This is a genomic window from Micromonospora sp. SCSIO 07396, from assembly GCF_053667945.1.
This window is the reverse complement of sequence record NZ_CM132210.1, coordinates 3,865,731-3,891,032: the sequence shown is the minus strand read 5'-3', so window position 1 is coordinate 3,891,032 and position 25,302 is coordinate 3,865,731. Positions and strand designations below refer to the sequence as shown.

Here is a 25,302-nt window from a genome sequence, read left to right as displayed (position 1 = left end):
CGAAGCGGAGTCCCGCAGTCCGGATCGAGGGAGACGCAGCATGGTGAAACGTAGGTCCGCGATCCTGGTGCTGGAGGACGGGCGCACCTTCCACGGTGAGTCGTACGGCAGTGTCGGGGAGACCTTCGGCGAGGCGGTCTTCAACACCGGCATGACCGGCTACCAGGAGACCCTGACCGACCCGTCCTACCACCGGCAGGTGGTGGTGCAGACCGCCCCGCACATCGGCAACACCGGGGTCAACGGCGAGGACGACGAGTCCGGCCGGATCTGGGTCGCCGGGTACGTGGTCCGTGACCCGGCCCGGATCGGCTCCAACTGGCGGGCCACCGGCGGGCTGGAGGACCGGCTCGGTGTGGAGGGCGTGGTCGGCATCGCCGGGGTGGACACCCGGGCGCTGACCCGGCACCTGCGGGAACGGGGCGCGATGCGGGTCGGCATCTCCAGCGTCGAGGACGACCCGCGTGCCCTGCTGGAGCGGGTCCGGCAGTCCCCGCAGATGGTCGGCGCGGACCTGTCCGCCGAGGTGAGCACCGCCGCGCCGTACGTGGTCGAGGCGGAGGGTGAGCACCGGTACACCGTCGCCGCGCTGGATCTGGGCATCAAGCGCAACGTGCCGCGCCGGCTGGCCGCCCGGGGGGTCACCACCCACGTGCTGCCCGCCGGGTCCACCATCGACGACCTGCTGGCCACCGGCGCGGACGCGGTCTTCTTCTCGCCCGGCCCGGGTGACCCGGCCACCGCCGACGGGCCGGTGGCGCTGGCCCGGGAGGTGCTGAGCCGGCGGATCCCGCTGTTCGGCATCTGCTTCGGCAGTCAGATCCTCGGCCGGGCGCTCGGCTTCGGCACCTACAAGCTCGGCTACGGCCACCGGGGCATCAACCAGCCGGTGCTCGACCGGGCCACCGGCAAGGTCGAGGTGACCAGCCACAACCACGGCTTCGCGGTGGCCTGGCCGGGCCACGGCGACGGGCCGGCCGGTGCGGTCGTCCCCGACCAGGTCATCGACACCGAGTTCGGCGGCGTGCGGGTGTCGCACGTCTGCCTCAACGACAATGTCGTCGAGGGGCTGCGGGCCGTGGACGTGCCCGCCTTCACCGTCCAGTACCACCCGGAGGCGGCAGCCGGCCCGCACGACGCCGACTACCTCTTCGACCGTTTCGCCGAGCTGATCGAGGGCCGTGGCCCGGACGGGCAGCCCGGCGCGGGCCGGAACCACAGCGAGGGGCGCACGAATGCCTAAGCGCGACGATCTCAAACACATCCTGGTGATCGGCTCCGGGCCGATCGTGATCGGGCAGGCCTGCGAGTTCGACTACTCGGGCACCCAGGCCTGCCGGGTGCTGCGCAGCGAGGGGATCCGGGTCAGTCTGGTCAACTCCAACCCGGCGACCATCATGACCGACCCGGAGTTCGCCGACGCCACCTACGTCGAGCCGATCACCCCGGAGTTCGTCGAGCTGGTCATCGCCAAGGAGCGGCCCGACGCGCTGCTGCCCACCCTGGGCGGGCAGACCGCGCTGAACACGGCGGTCGCCCTGCACGCCGCCGGTGTGCTCGACAAGTACGGCGTCGAGCTGATCGGCGCGAACATCGAGGCGATCAACCGGGGCGAGGACCGCCAGCTGTTCAAGGAGATCGTCGCCAAGGCCGGCGTCCGGCTGGGGCTGCCGGACCCGGACGCGCTGGTGCCCCGCTCGCGGGTCTGCCACTCGATGGACGAGGTCCGCGAGACCGTCGCCGAACTGGGCCTGCCGGTGGTGATCCGGCCGTCGTTCACGATGGGTGGTCTGGGGTCGGGCATGGCGCACACCGACGAGGACCTGGACCGTATCGCCGGGGCCGGCCTGGCCGCCAGCCCGGTGCACGAGGTGCTCATCGAGGAGAGCGTGCTCGGCTGGAAGGAGTACGAACTCGAACTGATGCGCGACCGGCACGACAACGTGGTGGTGGTCTGCTCGATCGAGAACGTCGACCCGATGGGTGTGCACACCGGCGACAGCGTCACCGTCGCCCCGGCGATGACGCTCACCGACCGGGAGTACCAGAACTTGCGTGACCTGGGCATCGCGGTGCTGCGTGAGGTCGGGGTGGACACCGGCGGCTGCAACATCCAGTTCGCGGTGAACCCGGCCGACGGCCGGATCGTGGTGATCGAGATGAACCCCCGGGTGTCCCGGTCGTCGGCGCTGGCGTCGAAGGCCACCGGCTTCCCGATCGCCAAGATCGCCGCGAAGTTGGCCATCGGCTACACCCTCGACGAGATTCCCAACGACATCACGCGCAAGACGCCCGCCGCGTTCGAGCCGACGCTGGACTACGTGGTGGTGAAGATCCCCCGGTTCGCGTTCGAGAAGTTCCCCGGCGCGGACCCGGAGCTGACCACCACGATGAAGTCGGTCGGCGAGGCGATGAGCCTGGGCCGCAACTTCACCGAGGCGCTCAACAAGGCGATGCGGTCGATGGAGACGTCGGCGGCCGGGTTCTGGACCCGGCCGGACCCGCAGGACGCGACGCGGGAGAACACCCTCGCCGCGCTGGGGATGCCGCACGACGGCCGGCTCTACACCGTGGAGCGGGCGCTGCGGCTGGGCGCGTCGGTCGCCGAGGTGTCGGCGGCTTCCGGCGGGATCGACCCGTGGTTCCTCGACCAGATCGCCGGTCTGGTCGAGTTGCGGGCCGAGATCGTGGCCGCCCCGGTGCTCGACGTCGGGCTGCTGCGCCGGGCGAAGCGGGCCGGGTTGTCCGACCGGCAGCTCGCGGCGCTACGCCCGGAGCTGGCCGCCGAGGACGGGGTACGCACCCTGCGGCACCGGCTCGACGTCCGGCCGGTCTACAAGACGGTGGACACCTGCGCGGCCGAGTTCGAAGCGACCACCCCGTACCACTACTCGACGTACGACGAGGAGACCGAGGTCGCCGCGTCGGACCGGCCCAAGGTGCTGATCCTGGGGTCCGGGCCGAACCGGATCGGCCAGGGCATCGAGTTCGACTACTCCTGCGTGCACGCCGTCCAGGCGTTGCGGGCCGCCCCGCGCGGCACGGCGGGTGCCGTGGCGGCGGACCCGGCCGGTGCCGTCGGCTACGAGACCGTGATGGTCAACTGCAACCCGGAGACCGTCTCCACCGACTACGACACCGCCGACCGGCTCTACTTCGAGCCGTTGACCTTCGAGGACGTGCTGGAGGTCTGGCACGCCGAGGACTCGTCCGGCCGGGCGGCCGGCGGCCCCGGCGTGGTCGGGGTGATCGTGCAGCTCGGCGGGCAGACCCCGCTGGGGCTGGCGCAGCGGCTCAAGGACGCCGGGGTGCCGGTGGTGGGCACCTCTCCGGAGTCGATCCACCTGGCCGAGGAGCGCGGCGCGTTCGGGGCCCTGCTGGCCCGCGCCGACCTGCGGGCCCCGGCGCACGGCACGGCCACCTCGTACGACGAGGCGAAGGCGATCGCCGACGAGATCGGCTACCCGGTGCTGGTCCGACCGTCGTACGTGCTGGGCGGGCGGGGCATGGAGATCGTCTACGACGACGCCACGCTGCGTGACTACATCGGGCGGGCCACCGACATCTCCCCGGACCACCCGGTGCTGGTCGACCGGTTCCTCGACGACGCCATCGAGATCGACGTGGACGCGCTCTGCGACGCCGACGGCGAGGTCTACCTCGGTGGGGTGATGGAGCACATCGAGGAGGCCGGCATCCACTCCGGCGACTCGTCGTGCGCGTTGCCGCCGATCACGCTGGCCGGCTCGCACCTGACCGAGGTGCGCCGCTACACCGAGGCGATCGCCCGGGGCGTGGGGGTGCGCGGTCTGCTCAACGTCCAGTACGCGCTCAAGGACGACATGCTCTACGTGCTGGAGGCGAACCCGCGGGCGTCCCGGACGGTCCCGTTCGTCTCGAAGGCCACCGCCGTGCCGCTGGCCAAGGCGGCGGCCCGGATCGCCCTCGGCGCGACGATCGCCGAGCTGCGTGCCGAGGGGCTGCTCCCGGCGACCGGCGACGGCGGGGTGCTGCCGCCGGACGCCCCGATCGCGGTGAAGGAGGCGGTGCTGCCGTTCAAGCGGTTCCGCACCCCGGCCGGCAAGGGCGTCGACTCGCTGCTCGGCCCGGAGATGAAGTCCACCGGCGAGGTGATGGGCATCGACACCAGCTTCGGGCACGCGTTCGCCAAGAGCCAGTCCGCCGCGTACGGTTCGCTGCCGACCACCGGGAGGATCTTCGTCTCGGTGGCCAACCGGGACAAGCGTGCGATGATCTTCCCGATCAAGCGGCTGGCCGACCTGGGCTTCGCGATCGTCGCCACCACGGGTACCGCCGAGCTGCTGCGCCGGCACGGTATCGCCTGCGAGCAGATCCGCAAGCACTACCAGGCGGGCGAGGGCGCGGACGCGGTGTCGATGATCCTCGCCGGTGACGTGGCGCTGGTGGTGAACACCCCGCAGGGGTCGGGCGCGAGCGCCCGCTCGGACGGCTACGAGATCCGCAGCGCCGCCGTCACGGCCGACATCCCGTGCATCACCACCGTGCCGGGGGTGGCGGCGGCGGTGATGGGCATCGAGGCCCGCATCCGGGGCGACATGCGGGTGCGCCCCCTCCAGGAGCTCCACGCCGCCCTCCGGGCCGCCCAGTGACCCCCGGCTTTCGTTCCCCGCGCGGTCCGCGTCCCCCGTCCGGTCCGGTGATCAAGAGGTTTCGGTCACCGAACGGCGGGCGCGGTGACGCAAACCTCTTGATCACCGACGAGAGCGTCGGTCGAGGGAGCGTCGGCCGGGAGGGGACATGATCTTCGAGAAGGGGGTCCGGCGGGCGCTGTTCCGGATCGGGGGTGGCGACGCCGAAGCGGCGCACGAGTGGACGCTGCGGCGGTTGGCGACGCTGTCCCGGCGGCCGGCGGCGCTGGCGCTGCTGCGGGCCCGCAACCTGCACCTGGCGCCCCGGACGGTGTTCGGGGTGCAGTTCCCCAACCCGGTGGGCCTGGCGGCGGGGATGGACAAGAACGGGGTGGCCCTGCCGGCCTGGCCGGCGCTCGGGTTCGGCTTCGTCGAGGTCGGCACGGTCACCGCGCACGCCCAGCCGGGCAACCCCCGGCCCCGGCTGTTCCGGCTGCCCGACAGCGCGGCCGTGATCAACCGGATGGGCTTCAACAACGCCGGGGCGCAGGCGCTGGCCGACCGGCTGGCCGCCGCGCCCCGCCCGCTGGGGGTGCCGCTGGGCATCTCGCTGGGCAAGTCCAAGGTGACCCCGCTGGAGGACGCGGTGGAGGACTACCTCACCTCGTACCGGGCGTTGCGCGGGCACGGCGACTACTTCGCGGTCAACGTCTCCTCGCCGAACACCCCCGGGTTGCGGTCGTTGCAGGACAAGGCACACCTGGACGCCCTGCTGGCCGCCCTCGTGGGGGAGAAGCCGGTGCTGGTGAAGATCGCCCCGGACCTCACCGAGACGGCCGTGGCCGAGCTGCTGGAGGTGTGCCTGGCCCGGGGCGCGGCCGGCGTGATCGCCACCAACACCACCCTGGCCCGCGACGGGCTCGCTCCCGCCGACCGGGCCCGGGGCGTCGAGACCGGTGGCCTGTCCGGCCGTCCGCTGACCGGGCGGGCCCGGGAGATGGTCGCGTTCGTACACCGGGAGACCGGGGGCCGGCTCCCGGTGATCGGGGTCGGCGGCATCCTCGACCCGGACGACGCGGCCCGGATGTTCGACGCGGGGGCCAGCCTGGTCCAGCTCTACACCGGGTTCATCTACCGGGGCCCGGCCCTGGTGCGGGCCGCCGCCCGGGTCCCGGCCGGGGCCGTCCGGGCGGGCGACCGGGTGGTGGGCGGCCGGTGAGCCGGCGGGCACGTCCGGCGTTCCGGTCGTGTCCGCCCGCAGCGCCCGTGCGCCCCGACGCCACCACCGACGAGGGTACGGAGGAGCACGCGTGACGCCCGAGGAGATCCTGACCGTCGACCGGGCCCGGGTCTGGCACCCGTACGCGGCGCTGCCGCCGGCCCACCCGCCGTACGTGGTGCACAGCGCGCAGGGCGTCCGGCTGCGGTTGGCCGACGGCCGGGAACTGGTCGACGGGATGTCGTCGTGGTGGGCGGCGATCCACGGGTACCGGCATCCGGTGCTGGACGCTGCGGTCACCGACCAACTCGGCCGGATGAGTCACGTGATGTTCGGCGGGCTCACCCACGAGCCGGCGGTCCGGCTGGCCGAGACGCTCGTCGAGCTGGCCCCGCCGGGGTTGGCGCACGTCTTCCTGGCCGACTCGGGCTCGGTGTCGGTCGAGGTGGCGATCAAGATGTGCCTGCAGTACCAGCGGGCCACCGGCCGGCCGCAGCGTCGCCGGCTGGGCACCTGGCGGGGCGGTTACCACGGCGACACGTTCCACCCGATGAGTGTCTGCGACCCGGAGGGCGGCATGCACCACCTCTGGGGGGACGTGCTGCCCCGGCAGGTCTTCGCGCCGGTGCCGCCCGGCGGTTTCGCCGACCCGCCCGACCCGGCGTACGTGACGGCGTTGACCGACGCGGTCGCCCGGCACGCGGACGAGTTGGCGGCGGTGATCGTCGAGCCGGTGGTGCAGGGGGCCGGTGGGATGCGGTTCCACCACCCCGGGTACCTGCGGGTGCTGCGCGAGGTGACCCGGGCGCACGGGGTGCTGCTGATCTTCGACGAGATCGCCACCGGATTCGGCCGGACCGGGTCGATGTTCGCCGCCGGGCACGCCGGGGTGACCCCGGACGTGCTCTGTGTGGGCAAGGCGCTCACCGGCGGCTACCTCACCCTGGCGGCGGCGTTGTGCACGCCGGAGGTGGCCCGGGGCATCTCCGCCGACGGGGTGCTGGCCCACGGCCCGACGTTCATGGGCAACCCGTTGGCCTGTGCCGTCGCCAACGCCTCCCTGGGGCTGCTGCGGGCCGGCGACTGGGCGGCCGAGGTGGCGCGGGTGGGTGCGGGGCTGCGGGCCGGTCTGGAGCCGTTGCGGGGGGCGCCGGGGGTGGCCGACGTCCGGGTGCTGGGCGCGATCGGCGTGGTGCAGCTGGACCACGAGGTGGATCTGGCGGCGGCGACGGCCGCCGCGGTGGACCGGGGCGTGTGGCTGCGCCCCTTCCGCGACCTGGTGTATGCGATGCCGCCGTACGTGACGGGAGACGACGACGTGGCCCGGATCGCGGCCGGGATCGCCGCCGCCGTCGCGGCCGGCTGAACACCGGGGCGCAACCGGGGCGGCGACCGTCCGCCCCGCAGCAGCGGAACCGATACGAGAGGGAGCAACGGATGGAGACCTTCGGAACCCGGCTGCACCGGGCGGTGGCCGAGCGGGGGCCACTCTGTGTGGGCATCGACCCCCATCCGGGTCTGCTGGCCCGCTGGGGCCTTGAGGACGACGTCGACGGTCTGGAACGGTTCGTCCGGACCGTCGCGGAAGCGCTCGGTGACCGGGTTGCGGTGTTCAAGCCTCAGTCGGCCTTCTTCGAGCGATTCGGGAGCCGTGGAGTGGCGATTCTTGAGTCAACTATCCGACAGTTACGTGATGTTGGGGCGCTCGTTCTTCTCGACGCCAAGCGTGGCGACATCGGTTCGACGGTCGCCGCGTACGCTTCCGCGTACCTTGATCCATCCAGCCCGATGTATGTCGACGCGCTCACGGCGAGCCCCTACCTGGGAGTAGGTTCGCTGGCCCCGATGTTCGAGACGGCCGCTGCGCACGGTGGCGGGGTCTTCGTGTTAGCGCTCACCTCGAACCCCGAAGGGGCGGAGGTGCAGCGTGCCGTCACCTCCGGTGGGCGCACCGTCGCACAGCTTGTTATCGATGAGATTTCCCAGCTCAACCGGGGTGCTGAGCCGCTGGGCAGCTTCGGACTGGTGGTCGGCGCGACCATCGGCGACACCGGTCACGACCTGTCCCGGGTCAATGGCCCACTGCTCGCACCGGGTCTCGGCGCGCAGGGTGCGACGGCCGCCGACCTACCCACCGTGTTCGGTCCGAACCTGTCCGCAGTGTTGCCGTCGTACTCCAGGGAGGTGCTCAACGCGGGTCCGGACGTCGACGCATTGCGGACCGCCGCGGCCCGGGTGGCGGCCGACTGCCGGCACATTCTGGCTTCCGGACACTGACTGACGGCTCGGTCACTTTACGTTGATCATCGCGCGTCCACGTTGCCGAAAACTCCGTCGAACGCTAGTTTTCCCCGCGCTGGGAACCACGGACCTCTTTGGTTGCCAGCGACACCACGTTTCACAGAGCGGCGGTGCGTTCCGCCCGTCGCGATAGGGACCTGAGGAGAACTGGTGCCGCTCCCGTCACTGACCCCCGAGCAGCGCGCTGCCGCGCTGGAAAAGGCCGCGGAGATCCGCAAGGCCCGTGCTGAGCTGAAGGAGCAGCTCAAGCAGGGCAAGACCACCCTGGCCGCCGTCCTTGCGCGGGCCGAGTCCGACGATGTCGTCGGCAAGCTCAAGGTGTCGGCCGTGCTGCAGGCGATGCCGGGTATCGGCAAGATCCGGGCCACCCAGATCATGGAGAAGCTCAAGATCGCCGACAGCCGCCGCCTGCGTGGCCTGGGCGAGCAGCAGCGCAAGGCGCTGCTTGGAGAGTTCGCCGCCAACTGACCGCCGCAGCAGGTACAAACAAGCGGTGAGCACGGATGAGGAGGCGTGCCCGGCGGCACGGCTCACCGTCCTGACCGGACCTTCGGGTGCCGGCCGGGGCGGTGTGGTCGAGGCGGTCCGGGCGCGTTCTCCCGCCGTGTGGGTGCCGGTCCCGGTGACCACCCGGGCGCCTCGCACCGGCGAGTCCGACGGCGTCGACCGGCTCTTCCGGGAGCCGGCCGAGTTCGACCGGATGATCGCCGCGGGCGAGCTGCTGGAGTGGTCCCGGGCCGGGCCGTACCGCCGGGGCACGCCGCGCGCCCCGCTGATCGAACGACTGACGCGGGGCCGGCCGGTGCTGCTGCCGTTGGACCCGCCCGGGGCGCTCGTCGTCCACGCGGCCCTGCCGCAGAGCAGCCTGGTGCTGCTGCTGCCGCCCGGACACCGTCCGGACCCGGTCCTGGCGGCCCGCGCCACGCGCGCCGTCCACCACGACCGCACCGAGCGCGCCGCCGCTGAGCTGGTAGGCTTGCTCGGTTCGTCCTAATCTGGCTCCCGCCCGGCCACCGCAACGTGGTCGAGCGACCGGCCGCCCCGCGCGGCCGAGCTGTCAGCCGCCCCGCGCGGCCGAGCGACCAGCCGCGTCCGCGCGGACACTTCAGAGGCAGAGGTATTTCGTGGGATCCATCGCCAACCCCGAGGGCATCACCAACCCGCCGATCGACGAGCTGCTGGAGAAGACCACCTCGAAGTACGCGCTGGTGATCTTCGCCGCCAAGCGGGCGCGTCAGGTCAACGCCTACTACAGCCAGCTCGGCGAGGGCCTGCTGGAGTACGTCGGCCCGCTCGTGGAGACCACCCCGCAGGAGAAGCCGCTCTCCATCGCCATGCGCGAGATCAACGCGGGCCTGCTCACCGCCGAGCCGACCGACCAGCCGTAACCCCCGTACCCCCGATGTCCGCCCAGATCGTGCTCGGAGTCGGCGGTGGTATCGCCGCCTACAAGGCGTGCGAGCTGCTGCGGCTGTTCACGGAGTCGGGCCACCGGGTCCGGGTCGTGCCGACCGCGTCGGCGCTCCGCTTCGTCGGGGCGCCGACCTGGGCGGCACTGTCCGGCCAGCCGGTCGCCGACGACGTCTGGTCCGCGGTGCACGAGGTGCCCCACGTGCGGCTCGGCCAGCAGGCCGACCTGGTGGTCGTCGCGCCGGCCACGGCCGACCTGCTCGCCCGGGCCGCCCACGGCCTCGCCGACGACCTGCTCACCACCACCCTGCTCACCGCCCGTTGTCCGGTGGTGCTCGCCCCGGCGATGCACACCGAGATGTGGGAGCACCCCGCCACCGTCGCCAACGTGGCCACCCTCCGGGCCCGGGGGGTACGGGTGATCGAGCCCGCCGTCGGCCGGCTCACCGGTGCCGACAGCGGCAAGGGCCGGCTACCCGACCCGGCCGAGATCTTCGCGGTCGCCCGGCGGGCCCTCGCCCGGGGTGTCGACGCCCCCGCCGATCTGGCCGGCCGGCACCTGGTGGTCACCGCCGGCGGCACCCGGGAACCCCTCGACCCGGTCCGTTTCCTCGGCAACCGGTCCTCCGGCAAGCAGGGTTACGCGTTCGCCCGGGCCGCCGTCGCCCGGGGCGCCCGGGTCACCCTGGTCGCCGCCCACGTGTCGCTGCCCGACCCCGCCGGGGTCGACCTGGTCCGGGTGGGCACCACCGAGGAACTGCGGGTGGCCACGCTGGCCGCCGCGGAGACCGCCGACGCGGTGGTGATGGCGGCGGCACCGGCCGACTTCCGTCCGGCCAGCTACGCTACCGGCAAGATCAAGAAGTCGGACGACGGCAGCGCGCCGACCATCGCGCTGGTCACCAACCCGGACATCGCCGCCGAGCTGGGCCGTCGCCGTCAACCGGAGCAGGTGCTGGTGGTGTTCGCCGCCGAGACCGGCGACGCCGAGGCCAACGGCCGGGCCAAACTCGCCCGCAAACGCGCCGACCTGGTCGTCGTCAACGAGGTCGGCGTCGACAAGGTCTTCGGCGCCGAGACCAACGCGGCCACCGTCATCGGTGCCGACGGCAGCGTGCACCACCTCCCCGAGCAGGCCAAGGAGGACCTGGCCGACCAGGTCTGGGACCTGGTGCGTGACAGGTGGCCCGCCCGGTCCTGAACGGTGGATGCCGCCTCGCCCGGTCGTGAGCGGTACGCGAGGGTGACTAGACTGCTGCGGAACGATTATCTAAAGAGCTTAGGAGTGCCGTGACACGCCGCCTCTTCACGTCCGAATCGGTCACGGAAGGCCACCCGGACAAGATCGCCGACCAGATCAGCGACGGGATCCTCGACGCCCTGCTGACCCAGGACCCGCACAGCCGGGTGGCGGTCGAGACCCTGATCACCACCGGTCAGGTCCACGTCGCCGGCGAGGTGACCACCAAGGCGTACGCCGACATCCCGACCATCGTCCGCGAGACGATCCTCGGCATCGGCTACGACTCGTCGAAGAAGGGCTTCGACGGCGCTTCCTGTGGCGTCAGCGTCTCCATCGGCGCGCAGTCGCCGGACATCGCCCAGGGCGTCGACAACGCCTTCGAGCTGCGGACCGGGGCGTCGGAGAGCGCGTTGGACGCCCAGGGTGCCGGCGACCAGGGCATGATGTTCGGCTTCGCCTGCTCCGAGACGCCCGAGCTGATGCCGTTGCCGATCGCGCTGGCGCACCGGCTGGCCCAGCGGCTGTCCGCGGTGCGCAAGGACGGGACGATTCCCTACCTGCGGCCGGACGGCAAGACCCAGGTCACCATCGAGTACGAGGGGCTGCGCCCGGTCCGGCTGAACACCGTCGTGGTGTCCAGCCAGCACGCCGCGGACATCTCGCTGGACTCGCTGCTCACCCCGGACGTGCGGGACCACGTCATCGCCCCGGAGCTGGAGAGCCTGGGCCTGGACACCGAGGGCTACCGGCTGCTGGTCAACCCGACCGGCCGGTTCGAGATCGGTGGTCCGATGGGTGACGCCGGCCTGACCGGCCGGAAGATCATCGTCGACACCTACGGCGGGTACGCGCGGCACGGTGGCGGCGCGTTCTCCGGCAAGGACCCGTCCAAGGTGGACCGTTCGGCCGCGTACGCGATGCGGTGGGTGGCCAAGAACGTGGTCGCCGCCGGGCTGGCCGAGCGCTGCGAGGCGCAGGTCGCGTACGCGATCGGCAAGGCCCACCCGGTGAGCCTGTTCATCGAGACCTTCGGCACCGAGAACGTGCCGGTCGAGCGGATCGAGCGGGCCGTCGGTGAGGTCTTCGACCTGCGTCCGGCCGCGATCATCCGGGACCTCGACCTGCTGCGTCCGATCTACCAGCAGACCGCCGCCTACGGCCACTTCGGCCGGGAGCTGCCGGCGCTGACCTGGGAGAGCACCGACCGGGCCGCCGACCTGAAGTCGGTAGCGGGCGCCTGACCGGCACCACGCCCAGCGACCGGCGACCCGCTGACGGGTCGCCGGTCGCTCGGGTTTGCGTCGACGTCGCGCTGCCGCACCTCGACCGCCCCTTCGACTACCTGGTCCCCGCCGGGCTGGCCGACGACGCGGTCCCCGGGGTGCGGGTGAAGGTCCGCTTCGCCGGTCAACTGGTCGACGGATGGCTGCTGGAGCGGGTCGACAGCTCCGCGCACGACGGCCGGCTGGCCTACCTGGAGAAGGTGGTCTCGCCGGAGCCGGTGCTGGCCCCCGAGGTGGCCCGGCTGGCCCGCGCGGTCGCCGACCGGTACGCCGGCAACCTCGCCGACGTGCTCCGGCTGGCCGTCCCGCCCCGGCACGCCCGGGTCGAGAAGGAACCCCGCGCCGACCCCGTGCCGGTCGGCACCGAGCCGCCCGGCGTCGACCAGCCCGGCGCGGCCGGGGTCGATCCGCGTGGCTGGCGGGACTATCCGGCCGGCCCGGCGTTCCTGGCGGCGTTGGCCGACGGGCGGGCCCCCCGGGCGGTCTGGTCGGCGCTGGCCGGGGAGGACTGGGCGGCCCGCTACGCCGACGCGGTCGCCGCCACCCTCGTCGGGGGACGGGGCGCGGTCGTGGTGGTGGCCGACGCCCGGGACCTCGACCGGCTCGACGCGGCGCTGACCGCCCTGCTCGGCCCCGGCCGGCACGTGACCCTCTCCGCCGCGCTCGGCCCGGCCCGCCGCTACCGGGCCTTCCTGGCCGCCCGGCGGGGCGACGTGCCGGTGGTGATCGGCACCCGGGCCGCCATGTTCGCCCCCGTCGACCGGCTCGGTCTGGTGGCGATCTGGGACGACGGGGACGACCTGCACGCCGAGCCCCGGGCCCCCTACCCGCACGCGCGCGAGGTGCTGCTCACCCGGGCCCGGCTCGCCGACGCCGCCGCGCTGGTCGGCGGCTGGACCCGGACCGCCGAGGGACAGCTGCTGGTGGAGACGGGGTGGGCCCGCGAGGTGGTGGCGGACCGGGCGACCCTGCGGGCGCGTACCCCGGCGATCGCCCCGACCGGGGACGACCCGCAACTGGCCCGCGACCCGGGCGCGGCGACGGCCCGGCTGCCCAGCCTGGCCTGGACCACCGCCCGGGACACCCTGCGCGCGGACGCGCCGGTGCTGGTCCAGGTGCCCCGCCGGGGCTACCTGCCCTCGGTCTCCTGCGCGGAGTGCCGCACCCCGGCCCGCTGCCCGCACTGCGCCGGCCCGCTGGCGCTGCGTGCCGCCGACGCCCCGCCGGCCTGCCGCTGGTGTGGCCGGGTCACCGCCGCGTACGCCTGCCCGCAGTGCGGCGGGCGGCGGCTGCGGGCGGCCGTCACCGGGGCCCGCCGGACCGCCGAGGAGCTGGGCCGGGCGTTTCCCGGGGTGCCGGTGCGCACCTCGGGCCGCGACGAGGTGCTCGCCGCCGTGCCGGGCGGTGCCGCGCTGGTCATCGCCACCCCGGGCGCGGAACCGGTGGCCGACGGCGGGTACGGGGCGGTACTGCTGCTGGACTCCTGGGCCCTGCTCACCCGGGCCGATCTGCGGGCCGGCGAGGAGGCGCTGCGACGGTGGCTGTCCGCGGCGGCGTTGGCCCGTCCCGCCCCGGCCGGTGGCAAGGTGGTGGTGGTCGCCGACGGGGCCCTGGCCCCGGTGCAGGCGCTGCTGCGCTGGGACCCGGGCTGGTTCGCCGCCCGGGAGCTGGCCGAGCGGCGGGAGTTGGGCTTCCCGCCGGCGGTGAAGATGGCCAGCGTCACCGGGGGAGCGGAGGCGGTGGCCGACCTGCTGGCGCAGGTGCGGCTGCCGGACGGGGCGGAGGTGCTCGGTCCGGTCCCCGCCGACGAGGACCGGGAACGGATGCTGGTCCGGGTGCCCCGGTCGCGGGCCGCCGCGCTGGCCGGGGCGTTGCACACCGCCGCCGGGGTCCGCAGCGCCCGGCGGGCCGCCGAACCGGTCCGCCTCCAGGTCGACCCGCTCGCCCTGTTCTGAGTCACCGGTCAGTTCCATCGGGTGCCCGGCCAGCCTCCCGTCGCACCCCGGGTCCGCCGGACGGCGGGCGTACGCGTGATAGCATCGCCCCTCATGCCCGGGCGCACGAATGGCGCGACGAAGGCGGGAATGCGTCGGGTCGACGCCAAATCGATGAAGTCAATCAGCCGGTGAGCAGGGGTGGACCAGTCGTGACCGTTCGTCAGTCGATCGTCTTCAACGGTGACCTCGGCAGCGGCAAGAGCACCGTCTCCGTCGAGATCGCCAAGCGGCTGGGCCTGCGCCGGGTCAGCGTCGGCGACCTCTACCGGCAGATGGCCCAGGAACGCCAGATGACCGCCCTCCAGCTCAACCTGCACGCCGAGCTGGACCAGGCCGTTGACGGCTACGTCGACCAGCTCCAGCGCGACATCGCCGCCTCCGGTGAGTCGCTGGTGATGGACTCCCGGCTGGCCTGGCACTTCTTCACCCACGCGCTCAAGGTGCACATGATCACCGAGCCGGCCGAGGCGGCCCGCCGGGTGCTGCTGCGCCCCTCCGGCCCGGCCGAGAGCTACACCTCGCTGGCCGAGGCGGAGGCCAGGCTGCGCGAACGCAGCGACAGCGAGCGCAACCGGTTCATCCTCCGCTACGGCGTCGACAAGGCCCGGCTGCGCAACTACGACCTGGTCTGCGACACCACCCGGGCCTCCGCCGAGGAGGTCATCACGCACATCATCGACGCGTACGAGGGCCGGCTCGCCGCCGACGTGCTGCGCGACGCCCCCCCGTTGCTGCTGCTCGACCCGGCCCGGGTCTACCCGACCGAGGACGTCGCCACCCTGCGCGGACTCGACGGCTCCGGACTCGTCGGGGAGCTGGCGGCGGCCGGCGACGAGGCCCTCGCCCCGCTGCGGATCGGCTTCACCGGCGAGTACTTCTTCGTCGTCGACGGCCACCGCCGGCTCAGCGTCGCCCTGCGCAACGGCTTCCCGCTGGTGCCCGCGCAGCTCGTCGCCGAGGTGGACGAGCCGGTCGTCGGGCAGACCAGCGCCGTCGACTACTTCGCCGCCCACGTGCGCCCCAGCCTCGTGCACGACTGGGAGGCCGCCCACGGCACCCGGCTCCCGCTGCCCGCGCACGCCCTGCTCGGCGGGGACGCCGTGCTGGCCGGAGAACCCGGTGCCGGCGGCTGACCCGGCCGTCCCACCCCGATCACCACCCGTCGCGGTACGCCGGCCGGTGCCCCCGCCGCACTCCGTAGACTGGTACGGCACCACGCCGTCCAACGAAGGAGCCACCCCGCGTGACCGTCCAGCCCATCCGTCTGTTCGGGGACCCGGTGCTGCGCACGCCGGCCGATCCGGTCGTCGACTTCGACGTCGAGCTGCGTAGGCTCGTCGCCGACCTCACCGAAACGATGCGTGACCGCAGCGGTGCCGGGCTGGCCGCCCCCCAGATCGGCGTGGGTCTGCGGGTCTTCACCTTCGAGGTGGACGACGTGCTCGGTCACCTGGTCAACCCGGTGCTGGAGTTCCCCGACACCGAGGAGCAGGACGGCCCGGAGGGCTGTCTGTCCATCCCCGGGCTCTACTTCGACACCAAGCGCCGGCAGAACGTGATCGCCAAGGGCTTCAACGGCTACGGCGACCCGATGCAGATCGTCGGCACCGGGCTGATGGCCCGCTGCGTCCAGCACGAGACCGACCACCTCGACGGGGTGCTCTTCCTCGACCGGCTCGACCCGGCCGGGCGCAAGGAGGCGATGAAGGCGATCCGCCAGGCCGACTGGTACGACGAGGCCGCCCCGCCGACGGTCAAGGTCAGCCCGCACGCCGCCGGCAACCCCTTCGGTCTGGGCCGGTGACCGCCGGCATGCGGCTGGTCTTCGCCGGCACCCCGGCGGTCGCCGTACCCGCCCTGGCCGCCGTGCACGCCTCCGGGCACGAGGTGGTGGCCGTGGTGACCCGTCCCGACGCGCCCGCCGGCCGGGGCCGGGGCGTGTCGCGGTCCCCGGTCGGCGTCTGGGCCGACGAGCACGGCGTCGAGGTGCTCACCCCGGCCCGCCCCCGGGAGCCCGAGTTCCTCGACCGGCTCCGGGAGCTGGCCCCCGACTGCGTGCCGGTGGTCGCCTACGGCGCGCTGGTGCCCCCGGCGGCGCTGGAGATCCCCCGGCACGGCTGGATCAACCTGCACTTCTCACTGCTGCCCGCCTGGCGGGGCGCGGCACCCGTGCAGCACGCGGTGCTGCACGGCGACGAGCTGACCGGGGCCAGCGTCTTCCAGCTGGAGCAGGGGCTGGACACCGGCCCGGTCTACGGCACGCTCACCGACGAGATCCGCCCCACCGACACCTCCGGCGACCTGCTGGAACGGCTCGCCCACTCCGGTGCCGGGCTGCTGGTCGCCGTCCTGGACGCGATCGCGGCGGGCACCGCGCGGGCCGAACCGCAGCCCGCCGACGGGGTCTCGCTGGCCCCGAAACTGACCGTGGACGACGCCCGGGTGCGGTGGGGTGACCCCGCGTTCGCCGTCGACCGGCGGGTGCGTGCCTGCACCCCCGCGCCCGGTCCGTGGACGACGTTCCGCGGCGACCGGGTCAAGCTCGGCCCGGTGACCCCGGTCGGTAACGGCCCCACCCTGAAACCTGGAGAACTGTTGGTGGAGAAGTCCCGCGTGCTGGCCGGCACGGCGACGGTGCCGGTGCAACTCGGTGAGGTGCGCGCGGCGGGCAAGAAGGCCATGCCGGCGACCGACTGGGCGCGCGGCGTCCGGGTCGCCGCCGGGGAGGAACTCGCGTGACCGGGCCGACCGCACGCCCCGACCGTCCGGCCGGCGACGACCGGCGGCCGTCCGGCGGCACCCGGGGTGACCGCCCCGCCCGCACCGGCAGCTGGGGCGACCGGGCCGGGGCCGACCGGCGCGGCGGGCGACCCGGCCGCCCGGTCCGCCCGGCCGTGGACCTGCCCCGGTACGCCGCCTACCAGGCGGTCGCGGCGGTGCACCGCGACGACGCGTACGCCAATCTGGTGCTGCCGGCGATCCTGCGCGAGCAGGGGCTGGCCGGTCGGGACGCCGCCTTCGCCACCGAGCTGACCTACGGCACCCTGCGGCAGCTCGGCACCCTCGACACGATCCTCACCGCTGCGGCCGGTCGGGACGTCGCCCGGATCGACCCGCCGGTCCGCGACGCGTTGCGGCTCGGCGCCTACCAGCTGCTGCACACCCGGGTTCCGGCGCACGCCGCGGTGTCCTCCACGGTCGACCTGGTCCGCGCGGTGGGGGAGGGGGCCACCGGCTTCGCCAACGCGGTGCTGCGCGAGGTGGCCGGCCAGGACGTCGACGCGTGGACGGCCAAGCTCGCCCCGACCATGGCCGCCGACCCGATCGGCCACCTGGCCGTGACCTACAGCCACCCGCAGTGGATCGTGCGGGCCTTCGCCGATGCCCTCGGCGGTGACCTGGGCGAGGTGACCCGGCTGCTGATCGAGGACAACGAGCGCCCGCCGGTGCACCTGTGCGCCCGTCCGGGCCTCCTCGATCCGGCCGAGCTGGCCGACGAGGTCGGTGGCGCGCCGGGCGCGTTCTCGCCGTACGCGGTCTACCTGCCCGGTGGCGCGCCGGGTGACCTGGCGGCGCTGGCCGACGGCCGGGCGCACGTGCAGGACGAGGGTTCCCAGCTGGTGGCAAACGCGCTGGCCACGGCCCCGTTGGAGGGTCACGACGGCCGCTGGCTGGACCTGTGCGCGGGCCCCGGTGGCAAGGCCGGCCTGCTCGGCGCGCTCGCCGCGCAGCGGGGTGCCCGGCTGACCGCGGTGGAGGTCTCGGAGCACCGGGCCCGGCTGGTCGAGCAGGCCACCCGGGGGTTGCCGGTGGCCGTGCTGAACACCGACGGCCGGACGGTCGGGTCCGATCCGAAGCTGCCGGAGGGGCATTTCGACCGGGTGCTGGTCGACGCCCCGTGCACCGGGCTGGGGTCGCTGCGCCGCCGCCCGGAGTCGCGCTGGCGGCGGCAGCCGTCGGACCTGCCGCCGTTGACCCGGTTGCAGCGGGAACTGCTCACCGCCGCGCTGCGGGCGACCCGCCCGGGTGGTCTGGTCGCCTACGTGACCTGTTCCCCGCACACGGTGGAGACGCACGTGACGGTCACCGAGGCGGCCCGGCGCGCCGGGGTACCGGCGGATTTCGTCGACGCCCGCACGGCCCTGCCGCCGGGCATGCCAGGCCTGGGCGACGGCCCCACCGTCCAGCTCTGGCCGCACCGGCACGGCACCGACGCCATGTTCCTGGCCCTCCTCCGCCGCACCTGACCCTCACCCCCTGTCCCGCCCGCCCCGCCCACCCTCGGTGATCAAGAGGTTTGCGTCATCCGCCGACGGATCGTTGACGCAAACCTCTTGATCAACGGGAGCAGGCGGGACGGCGAGGAGGGACGGGGCGGGGGTCAGATCGTGGGTAGGCCCTTGGGGCCGGCGCCGCGCATCGAGCGGGTCAGCTTCCGGTCGTCGCTCCACAGGAAGCAGCGGATGCCCCGGTCGCCCTCCTCCCACTCCCGCTGCGACGGCGGATAGAAGATCGACCCGGCCCGGTACGGCAGCTCGTTGTTGTTGGGCACCTCGGCGAAGCCGGCGATCAACGCCATGCACCGCCGGTGCACCCGCTGGTTGGCGCGACCGAAATCGGCCCAGCTCAGGTCGCTGCGTTCCAGGTAGACGCCGACGAACTCGGCGCGGTGCGGCTCGGTGCAGAGCACCGGGGCCATGTAGTTGAGATTGTTGCCGATCAGTTTGGGATCGAAACAGCGGTGGCTGAGCGGATTGTCGCCGATCATCGCCCCGCGCAGGCTGCCGACCCGGTTGACCGGTCGGGTGTTGTCGATGCTGTCGGTCTCGCTGAGATCGCACCGGAACCAGCGGGCGCCGCTGTTCCACGCCGAGTTGGCCGGCAGCGCGATGTTCATCGTCAGCCGGGCCGAGTGCCAGTCGCCACCGAGGACGTCGCGGGCCCGCTGGTCGCACTCGGTACGGGCGGGACGCAACGCGGTGGAGCCCGGTTCGGGCCGTTCACCCCGGGTGACCGCGCCGGTGAACGTGCCGACGTGGATGGTCTCGGCCAGGTGGCTGCGCGCGCAGTCCACCGTCTCGTAGGTGCCGGCCTGCACGACCGGGGTGATCCGGGGCAGGCAGGCGTCCGTGGCGGGCACGAACGCCTGGGCGACCGGCAGCACCGGCCAGTCGTCGAGCAGGTCGCCGTCGGCGCCGTGCTGCGGCACGCAGCCGCTGAGCGCCACCGTCACCGTGCCGGCCAGCGCCAGCGCCACGAGCCACCGTCGCATCGTCCGCCCTTTCCGGGGATTGACGGCCCGTCGCCGTGCCCCCGCCCGGCGTGCCCGCCGCCGGGCGAGCATCATACGTGACCGTCCCTGATGGAGTGTTGCCTCTTGCGGGCCGTTCGGCCAGTCCGCACCGGCTCTTCGTCCCCGACTCCCGGTGAAAGGAGCCGAAGTTGCACCACGGGTCACGCCTGGGTCACAGGGCGTCGCTCATGGTGCCGTGCTGTCCGCGGCGGATGGCCGCGTTCGTACACTTGCCCTGTGACCGTACCGCCGTCGATCATCGCGCCCAGCATCCTCGCCGCCGATTTCGCCCGCCTCGCCGATGAAGTCCGCGCCGTCGAGGACGCCGCGGACTGGCTGCACGTCGACGTGATGGACAACCACTTCGTGCCGAACCTGACCATCGGCCTGCCGGTGGTGCAGAGCCTGCGGGCGGTGACCCGGCTCCCGTTCGACGTGCATCTGATGATCACCGACCCACGGCGGTGGGCCCCCGGTTACGCCGACGCCGGCGCGTACAACGTCACCTTCCACGCCGAGGCGTGCGACGACCCGGTCGCCCTGGCCAAGGACCTCCGCTCGGCCGGGGCCAGGGCCGGGCTGGCCATCGACCGGGACACCCCGATCGAGCCCTATCTCGACCTGCTGCCCAGCTTCGACACCCTGCTGATCATGACGATCAAGGCCGGCTTCGGCGGGCAACGGTTCATCCCGCAGCTGCTGGACAAGGTGCGGGCGGCCCGCCGGCACGTCGACAGCGGCCACCTGGAACTGCGCATCGAGGTCGACGGCGGGATCGCTGCCGACACCATCGAGCAGGCCGCGGCGGCCGGCGCGGACGCCTTCGTCGCCGGCACCGCGGTATACGGCGCGGACGACCCGGCCGAGGCGGTCCGTCGCCTGCGCGGGCTGGCGGAGCGCGCCAACGCCGGGGCCTGAGGTGGAGCCCACCGGCGACCGCCCCGACGTGATCCTGGTCGTCGACGACGACGAGGACATCGCCCGTTTCGTCGAGTTCAACCTGCGGCTGCACGGCTTCGAGGTGCTGCACGCCGGGGACGGCCAGGAGGCGCTCGACATGATCGAGCAGCACAAGCCGGACCTGGCCGTGGTCGACCTGATGATGCCGCGCATCGACGGCCTGGAGCTGACCCGCCGGCTGCGCGCCAACCCGATCACCTCGGCCCTGCCGGTGATCATGCTGACCGCCAAGGGCATGACCGTGGACAAGGTGCACGGGCTCAGCGCCGGCGCCGACGACTACCTGGTCAAGCCGTTCGACACCGCCGAGTTGGTGGCCCGGGTCAGCTCCACGCTGCGCCGCAACAAGGAGTTCCGCGAGGTCTCCCCGCTGACCGGCCTGCCCGGCAACAGCCGGATCCGCCGGGAGATCAGCGACCGGGTCCGCAGCGGCGTCGACTACGCCGTCGGCTACATCGACATCGACCGGTTCAAGAGCGTCAACGACCGGTACGGCTTCGTGCGGGGCGACGAGTTCATCTCCGCGCTGGCCCGCAGCCTGCACCGGGCGGTGGTCGCGATCGGGTTGCCGCCGGCCTTCCTCGGCCACGTCGGCGGCGACGACTTCGTTATCGTCTGCGCGCCCGACCAGATCCGCCCGCTGACCTCCCGGGCCGTGGTCGACTTCGAGAAGAGCGCCGACACCCTCTACGACCCGACCGACCGGGAACGCGGCTTCGTCGAGCTGAAGGACCGGCGGGGCAACATCCGCCGGGCCGCCCTGGTCACGCTGTCGATCGGCGTCTCGCTCTCCGACGCCCGTAAGCGCTTCACCGACCCGCTCGCCGCGATCGCCGTGGCCAGCGAGATGAAAACGGTCGCCAAGAGCCAACCGGGGTCATACGTCGCAGTCGACAGGCGGCGGGCCGACGGGGTGTGAAGTAGCACGCTGGAGGTGGCGAACTCCCCCGGGTGACGTGTAAGACTTCGCATGTACCCACCACGCGCTGGCGGGGCTCGGTGAAATTCCGAACCGGCGGTGATCCACGCTCGACGTGGTAAGCCCGCGACCCGGACGGCTGTGCCGCCCGGTGGACCTGGTGAGAATCCGGGGCCGACGGTGGGGGAGCGGTTCTTCCGCACCCCCGACAGTCCGGATGGGAGACAGCGCGCGGGCGGGGCGGGCCTGCGCGAGCGCGTGGGCTCCCCCGGGGGCGGCCCTGCCGTTCCCGGTTCCGCCGCCGCCTGTCCGGCTGCTCCCGTACCGCCCGCGCGGGGACCGGCGAGCGAGAGGGCAGGGCATGGGCGGCGTCTCCGTGGACGAGGCGATGCGTCGTGCCATCGAGTTGGGTGCCCGGGGCCTCGGCACCACCAGTCCCAACCCGGTCGTCGGCTGCGTGCTGCTCGACGCGGACGGCGTCGTCGTCGGGGAGGGCTTCCACGCCTACACCGGCGGGCCGCACGCCGAGATCGTCGCGCTCGCCCAGGCCGGCGAGCGGGCCCGGGGCGGTACCGCCGTGGTCACCCTGGAGCCGTGCGACCACACCGGTCGCACCGGCCCGTGCAGTCACGCGCTGATCCGCGCCGGCATCGCCCGGGTGGTCATCGCCGTGCCCGACCCCAACCCGGTCGCCTCGGGTGGCGCCGCCACCCTGCGCGCCGCCGGGGTGCGGGTCGAGTCCGGGGTACGCGCCGACGAGGCCGAGGCCGGCAACGTCGCCTGGCTGACCTCGATGCGGCGCGGCTGGCCGTACCTGATCTGGAAGTACGCCGCGACCCTCGACGGCCGGTCCGCGGCGGCCGACGGCAGCAGCATGTGGATCACCTCTGAGGCCGCCCGGATGGACGTACATGCGTTGCGCGGCACGGTCGACGCGGTCATCGCCGGCGTCGGCACCGTGCTCGCCGATGATCCCCGGCTGACCGCCCGCAATCTGCGCGACGGCACCCTGGCGATCCGCCAGCCGCTGCGGGTGGTGGTGGACAGCGCGGGGCGTACCCCGGCCGACGCCCGGGTCCGTGACGGTGCCGCCCGCACCTGGATCGCCACCGTCGCCGAGGTCGGTGCCGGCCCGGACGGCCGGGTCGACCTGCCGGCCCTGCTGGCCGAACTGCACCACCGGGGGGTACGCGCCGCGCTGCTGGAGGGCGGCCCCCGGCTGGCCGGGGCGTTCCTCGCCGCCGGCCTGGTCGACCGGGTCGTCGGGTACGTCGCGCCGAAGCTGCTCGGGGCCGGCCCGACCGCGCTGGTCGACGCGGGTGTGACGACCATCGCCGACGCCATCGATCTGGAAATCACCGACGTTACCCGGGTCGGGTCCGACCTGAGGATCACCGCGCTGCCCCGGAAGAGGGAGGCCTGAGATGTTCACCGGCATCGTCGAGGAATTGGGCGAGGTCGTCCGGATCGCCGACACCGGGGGTGACTCGGCACTGGTCGCGATCCGCGGCCCGCTGGTCACCTCCGACGCCCGGCACGGCGACTCCATCGCGGTCAACGGGGTCTGCCTGACCGTGGTCGACGTCGACGGCGGGGTGTTCACCGCCGACGTGATGGGCGAGACGCTGCGCCGCTCGGCGTTGGGCGGGCTGCGCCCCGGCGATCCGGTCAACCTGGAGCGGGCCGCCGCGCTGAACAGCCGGCTCGGCGGGCACCTGGTGCAGGGCCACGTCGACGGCGTCGGCGAGGTGCTCTCCCGGGAACCGGCCGAGCAGTGGGAGACGCTGCGGTTCCGGCTGCCCACCGCGCTGGCCCGGTACGTGGTGGAGAAGGGCTCGATCACCGTCGACGGGGTGTCGCTGACCGTGGCGGCGGTCGGCGACGACTGGTTCGCCGTCGGGCTGATCCCGACCACCCTCAAGCTCACCACGCTCGGCGGGCGGGGGGTCGGCGCCCCGGTCAACCTGGAGGTGGACGTGCTCGCCAAGTACGTCGAACGTCTCCTCGACGCCCGCCTGCCCGCCGGCCCCGCCGGGACCGACGGCACCGCCCCGGCGCTGCCCGGCGACGCCGCCGGAGGGGCGCGGTGAGCGGGCCGGTCGGCTGGCTGCTCGACGCGCAGGTGCACGTCGTCGGTTCCCCGGTGCTGGTCCGGGAGATCGTCGGCAACGCCTTCGGGCTGGTCTCGGCGCTGCTCGGGCTGCGCCGGCTGGTCTGGGCCTGGCCGGTCGGCATGATCGGCAACGGGCTGCTGTTCACCGTCTTCCTCGGCGGGGTGTTCGCCACCCCGCAGGCGCACGACCTCTACGGCCAGGCCGGCCGGCAGGTCTTCTTCTTCGCGGTCAGCGTCTACGGCTGGTGGCGGTGGTCGCGCAACCGCCGCCAGGGCGGGGACGCCCCGGCGGTCACCCCCCGCTGGGCCACCGGCCGGGAACGGCTCGGTCTGCTGCTGGCCGCCGTGCTCGGCACCGCGCTGGGCTACCCGCTGCTCGCCGCGCTCGGCTCGTGGGGGCCGCTGCCGGACGCCTGGATCCTCACCGGCAGCCTGCTGGCCACCTACGGCATGGCCCGGGGCTGGGTGGAGTTCTGGTTGGTCTGGATCGCGGTGGACGCGGTCGGCGTACCGCTGCTGCTGCGCGGCGGCTTCTACCCCTCGGCGGCCATGTACCTGGTCTACGGCGCCCTCTGCGTCTGGGGCTTCGCCGCCTGGTGGCGCAGCTCGCGGGTCAGCCGTACGGCGTCGACACCGATCCCGTCCACCTACTCGGAGGTCGTGGCATGAGCACCCAGGCGGTCACCTTCGCCCGCATCGAGGAGGCGGTGGCGGACATCGCCGCCGGCCGGCCCGTCGTGGTGGTCGACGACGAGGACCGGGAGAACGAGGGCGACTTGATCTTCGCCGCCGAGCTGGCCACCCCGGAGCTGCTCGCCTTCATGGTCCGCTGGACCTCCGGGTACGTCTGCGTCCCGTTGACCGAGGCGGAGTGCGACCGGCTGGACCTGCCGCCGATGCACCACACCAACCAGGACCGGCGCGGCACCGCCTACACGGTGACCGTGGACGCCCGGGAGGGGGTCAGCACCGGCATCTCGGCCGCCGACCGGGCGCACACCATCCGGCTGCTCGCCGACCCCGGCACCGACCCGACGGACCTGGCCCGCCCCGGCCACGTGGTGCCGCTGCGGGCCCGTGCCGGCGGGGTGCTGCGCCGTCCCGGGCACACCGAGGCGGCGGTCGACCTGACCCGGCTGGCCGGGCTGCGTCCCGCCGGGGTGCTGTGCGAGCTGGTCAACGACGACGGCACCATGATGCGCCTGCCGGATCTGGAGAAGTTCTGCGCCGAGCACTCGCTCACCCTGGTCACCATCGCCGACCTGGTGGCGTACCGGCGGCGGCACGAGAAGCAGGTGGAGCAGGTCGCGCAGGCGCGGATGCCCACCCCGTACGGGGTGTTCCGGGCGCTGGGCTACCGGGCCGAACACGACCCGGCCGAGCACGTCGCGCTGGTCTTCGGCGAGCTGGGCGAGGGCGACGACGTGCTGGTCCGGGTGCACTCCGAGTGTCTCACCGGGGACGTCTTCGGCTCGTTGCGCTGCGACTGTGGGCCACAGTTGCAGGCGTCGCTGGCCCGGGTCGCCCGGGAGGGGCGGGGCGTGGTGCTCTACGTGCGCGGGCACGAGGGGCGCGGCATCGGCCTGCTGCACAAGCTCCAGGCGTACCAGCTCCAGGACCAGGGCCGCGACACCGTGGACGCGAACCTCGACCTGGGGCTGCCGGCCGACGCCCGGGACTACGGCACCGGCGCGCAGATCCTCTACGACCTGGGGGTCCGGTCGATGCGGCTGCTCACCAACAACCCGGCCAAGCGGGCCGGGCTGGAGGGGTACGGGCTGACCATCACCGGCCGGGAGGGGCTGCCGGTCCGGCCGCACCCGGAGAACGTGCGCTACCTGCGGACCAAGCGGGACCGGATGGGCCACCTGTTGGACGAGCTGGACGAGATGACCGAGATGACCGAGGCCCCGATGGGTCGTCCGGTCCCCGGCGACGAGATCGGAGCATGACG

Annotated in this window: 21 protein-coding genes, 1 pseudogene and 1 riboswitch; of the genes and pseudogenes, 21 read left to right on the top strand and 1 reads right to left on the bottom strand. The window is 73.5% G+C overall.

What is annotated here, in order from left to right; translation table 11 throughout:
- The first annotated feature begins 43 nt into the window (after nt 1–43).
- The 15 genes and pseudogenes from carA (at nt 44) to ACWCHM_RS16645 (ending at nt 18,310) form a co-directional block, all read left to right on the top strand.
- Nucleotides 44–1,243 (top strand): glutamine-hydrolyzing carbamoyl-phosphate synthase small subunit, encoded by a 1,200-nt coding sequence (gene carA / locus ACWCHM_RS16715; RefSeq protein WP_454223095.1) that lies wholly within the window; start codon nt 44–46, stop codon nt 1,241–1,243.
- Nucleotides 1,236–4,631 (top strand): carbamoyl-phosphate synthase large subunit, encoded by a 3,396-nt coding sequence (carB, locus tag ACWCHM_RS16710; protein ID WP_454218979.1) that lies wholly within the window; start codon nt 1,236–1,238, stop codon nt 4,629–4,631. The genes carA and carB overlap by 8 nt, the downstream gene beginning before the upstream one ends.
- A gap of 148 nt (nt 4,632–4,779) precedes the next feature.
- Complete coding sequence (locus tag ACWCHM_RS16705; protein WP_454218978.1) at nt 4,780–5,829, top strand: quinone-dependent dihydroorotate dehydrogenase; 1,050 nt, start codon at nt 4,780–4,782, stop codon at nt 5,827–5,829.
- 91 nt (nt 5,830–5,920) lie between these two features.
- A complete protein-coding gene (locus ACWCHM_RS16700) occupies nt 5,921–7,195 on the top strand; it encodes an adenosylmethionine--8-amino-7-oxononanoate transaminase (protein WP_421488826.1) in 1,275 nt (424 codons plus the stop codon).
- A 71-nt stretch (nt 7,196–7,266) separates the two neighbouring features.
- Entirely contained in the window at nt 7,267–8,106 is an 840-nt protein-coding gene (pyrF, locus tag ACWCHM_RS16695) for an orotidine-5'-phosphate decarboxylase (RefSeq protein ID WP_204961392.1), read from the top strand.
- A gap of 174 nt (nt 8,107–8,280) precedes the next feature.
- The gene (gene mihF, locus ACWCHM_RS16690) at nt 8,281–8,598 is read left to right on the top strand and encodes an integration host factor, actinobacterial type (RefSeq protein ID WP_067309448.1); all 318 of its coding nucleotides are present in this window, start codon (nt 8,281–8,283) and stop codon (nt 8,596–8,598) included.
- Between the two features lie 25 nt (nt 8,599–8,623).
- Nucleotides 8,624–9,155 (top strand): annotated as a pseudogene (locus ACWCHM_RS16685) (guanylate kinase); the annotation flags it as partial.
- 99 nt (nt 9,156–9,254) lie between these two features.
- Nucleotides 9,255–9,518 (top strand): DNA-directed RNA polymerase subunit omega, encoded by a 264-nt coding sequence (gene rpoZ, locus ACWCHM_RS16680; RefSeq protein WP_007075826.1) that lies wholly within the window; start codon nt 9,255–9,257, stop codon nt 9,516–9,518.
- A gap of 14 nt (nt 9,519–9,532) precedes the next feature.
- Complete coding sequence (coaBC, locus tag ACWCHM_RS16675) at nt 9,533–10,741, top strand: bifunctional phosphopantothenoylcysteine decarboxylase/phosphopantothenate--cysteine ligase CoaBC (RefSeq protein ID WP_454218977.1); 1,209 nt, start codon at nt 9,533–9,535, stop codon at nt 10,739–10,741.
- A gap of 89 nt (nt 10,742–10,830) precedes the next feature.
- The gene (metK, locus tag ACWCHM_RS16670) at nt 10,831–12,024 is read left to right on the top strand and encodes a methionine adenosyltransferase (RefSeq protein ID WP_281898860.1); all 1,194 of its coding nucleotides are present in this window, start codon (nt 10,831–10,833) and stop codon (nt 12,022–12,024) included.
- On the top strand, nt 12,021–14,021 hold the full coding sequence (locus ACWCHM_RS16665; RefSeq protein WP_454223094.1) for a primosomal protein N': 2,001 nt from the start codon (nt 12,021–12,023) through the stop codon (nt 14,019–14,021). Before metK ends, ACWCHM_RS16665 begins: the two co-directional genes overlap by 4 nt.
- Nucleotides 14,022–14,212: 191 nt before the next feature.
- Complete coding sequence (locus ACWCHM_RS16660) at nt 14,213–15,196, top strand: AAA family ATPase (RefSeq protein WP_454218976.1); 984 nt, start codon at nt 14,213–14,215, stop codon at nt 15,194–15,196.
- Between the two features lie 110 nt (nt 15,197–15,306).
- Nucleotides 15,307–15,867, top strand: a complete 561-nt coding sequence (gene def / locus ACWCHM_RS16655; RefSeq protein WP_281898858.1) for a peptide deformylase — start codon at nt 15,307–15,309, stop codon at nt 15,865–15,867.
- 8 nt (nt 15,868–15,875) lie between these two features.
- A complete protein-coding gene (gene fmt / locus ACWCHM_RS16650) occupies nt 15,876–16,802 on the top strand; it encodes a methionyl-tRNA formyltransferase (protein WP_454223093.1) in 927 nt (308 codons plus the stop codon).
- On the top strand, nt 16,799–18,310 hold the full coding sequence (locus tag ACWCHM_RS16645; protein WP_454218975.1) for an RsmB/NOP family class I SAM-dependent RNA methyltransferase: 1,512 nt from the start codon (nt 16,799–16,801) through the stop codon (nt 18,308–18,310). Before fmt ends, ACWCHM_RS16645 begins: the two co-directional genes overlap by 4 nt.
- A 134-nt stretch (nt 18,311–18,444) precedes the next feature.
- Here ACWCHM_RS16645 and ACWCHM_RS16640 read toward each other — a convergent pair whose 3' ends face one another.
- Nucleotides 18,445–19,335 carry a septum formation family protein gene (locus ACWCHM_RS16640; protein WP_204961399.1) on the bottom strand — a complete coding sequence of 297 codons (891 nt, stop codon included), beginning with the start codon at nt 19,333–19,335 and terminating at the stop codon, nt 18,445–18,447.
- Nucleotides 19,336–19,593: 258 nt separating this feature from the next.
- Between ACWCHM_RS16640 and rpe the strand changes: the two genes are divergently transcribed.
- From rpe to ACWCHM_RS16610, 6 genes are all read left to right on the top strand, one after another.
- Nucleotides 19,594–20,274, top strand: a complete 681-nt coding sequence (rpe, locus tag ACWCHM_RS16635; protein ID WP_204961400.1) for a ribulose-phosphate 3-epimerase — start codon at nt 19,594–19,596, stop codon at nt 20,272–20,274.
- A 1-nt stretch (nt 20,275) separates the two neighbouring features.
- A complete protein-coding gene (locus tag ACWCHM_RS16630; RefSeq protein ID WP_204961401.1) occupies nt 20,276–21,235 on the top strand; it encodes a response regulator in 960 nt (319 codons plus the stop codon).
- A gap of 62 nt (nt 21,236–21,297) precedes the next feature.
- A riboswitch (FMN riboswitch) is annotated at nt 21,298–21,468 on the top strand.
- A 128-nt stretch (nt 21,469–21,596) separates the two neighbouring features.
- Nucleotides 21,597–22,658: a bifunctional diaminohydroxyphosphoribosylaminopyrimidine deaminase/5-amino-6-(5-phosphoribosylamino)uracil reductase RibD gene (gene ribD / locus ACWCHM_RS16625; protein WP_088645202.1), complete on the top strand. Its 1,062-nt coding sequence runs from the start codon at nt 21,597–21,599 to the stop codon at nt 22,656–22,658.
- A 1-nt stretch (nt 22,659) separates the two neighbouring features.
- Complete coding sequence (locus ACWCHM_RS16620) at nt 22,660–23,325, top strand: riboflavin synthase (protein ID WP_204961402.1); 666 nt, start codon at nt 22,660–22,662, stop codon at nt 23,323–23,325.
- Nucleotides 23,322–24,017: a nicotinamide riboside transporter PnuC gene (gene pnuC, locus ACWCHM_RS16615; RefSeq protein WP_204961403.1), complete on the top strand. Its 696-nt coding sequence runs from the start codon at nt 23,322–23,324 to the stop codon at nt 24,015–24,017. Before ACWCHM_RS16620 ends, pnuC begins: the two co-directional genes overlap by 4 nt.
- Nucleotides 24,014–25,300 carry a bifunctional 3,4-dihydroxy-2-butanone-4-phosphate synthase/GTP cyclohydrolase II gene (locus tag ACWCHM_RS16610; RefSeq protein ID WP_204961404.1) on the top strand — a complete coding sequence of 429 codons (1,287 nt, stop codon included), beginning with the start codon at nt 24,014–24,016 and terminating at the stop codon, nt 25,298–25,300. The genes pnuC and ACWCHM_RS16610 overlap by 4 nt, the downstream gene beginning before the upstream one ends.
- The last annotated feature ends 2 nt before the right edge of the window (nt 25,301–25,302 follow it).

Bases quoted from the DNA above. Each gene is read 5' to 3' on its own strand.
- carB (WP_454218979.1), top strand. From the start codon at position 1,236: ATGCCTAAGCGCGACGATCTCAAACACATCCTGGTGATCGGCTCCGGG.
- ACWCHM_RS16705 (WP_454218978.1), top strand. From the start codon at position 4,780: ATGATCTTCGAGAAGGGGGTCCGGCGGGCGCTGTTCCGGATCGGGGGT.
- pyrF (WP_204961392.1), top strand. From the start codon at position 7,267: ATGGAGACCTTCGGAACCCGGCTGCACCGGGCGGTGGCCGAGCGGGGG.
- coaBC (WP_454218977.1), top strand. From the start codon at position 9,533: ATGTCCGCCCAGATCGTGCTCGGAGTCGGCGGTGGTATCGCCGCCTAC.
- fmt (WP_454223093.1), top strand. From the start codon at position 15,876: ATGCGGCTGGTCTTCGCCGGCACCCCGGCGGTCGCCGTACCCGCCCTG.
- ACWCHM_RS16640 (WP_204961399.1), bottom strand. From the start codon at position 19,335: ATGCGACGGTGGCTCGTGGCGCTGGCGCTGGCCGGCACGGTGACGGTG.
- ribD (WP_088645202.1), top strand. From the start codon at position 21,597: ATGGGCGGCGTCTCCGTGGACGAGGCGATGCGTCGTGCCATCGAGTTG.
- ACWCHM_RS16620 (WP_204961402.1), top strand. From the start codon at position 22,660: ATGTTCACCGGCATCGTCGAGGAATTGGGCGAGGTCGTCCGGATCGCC.
- ACWCHM_RS16610 (WP_204961404.1), top strand. From the start codon at position 24,014: ATGAGCACCCAGGCGGTCACCTTCGCCCGCATCGAGGAGGCGGTGGCG.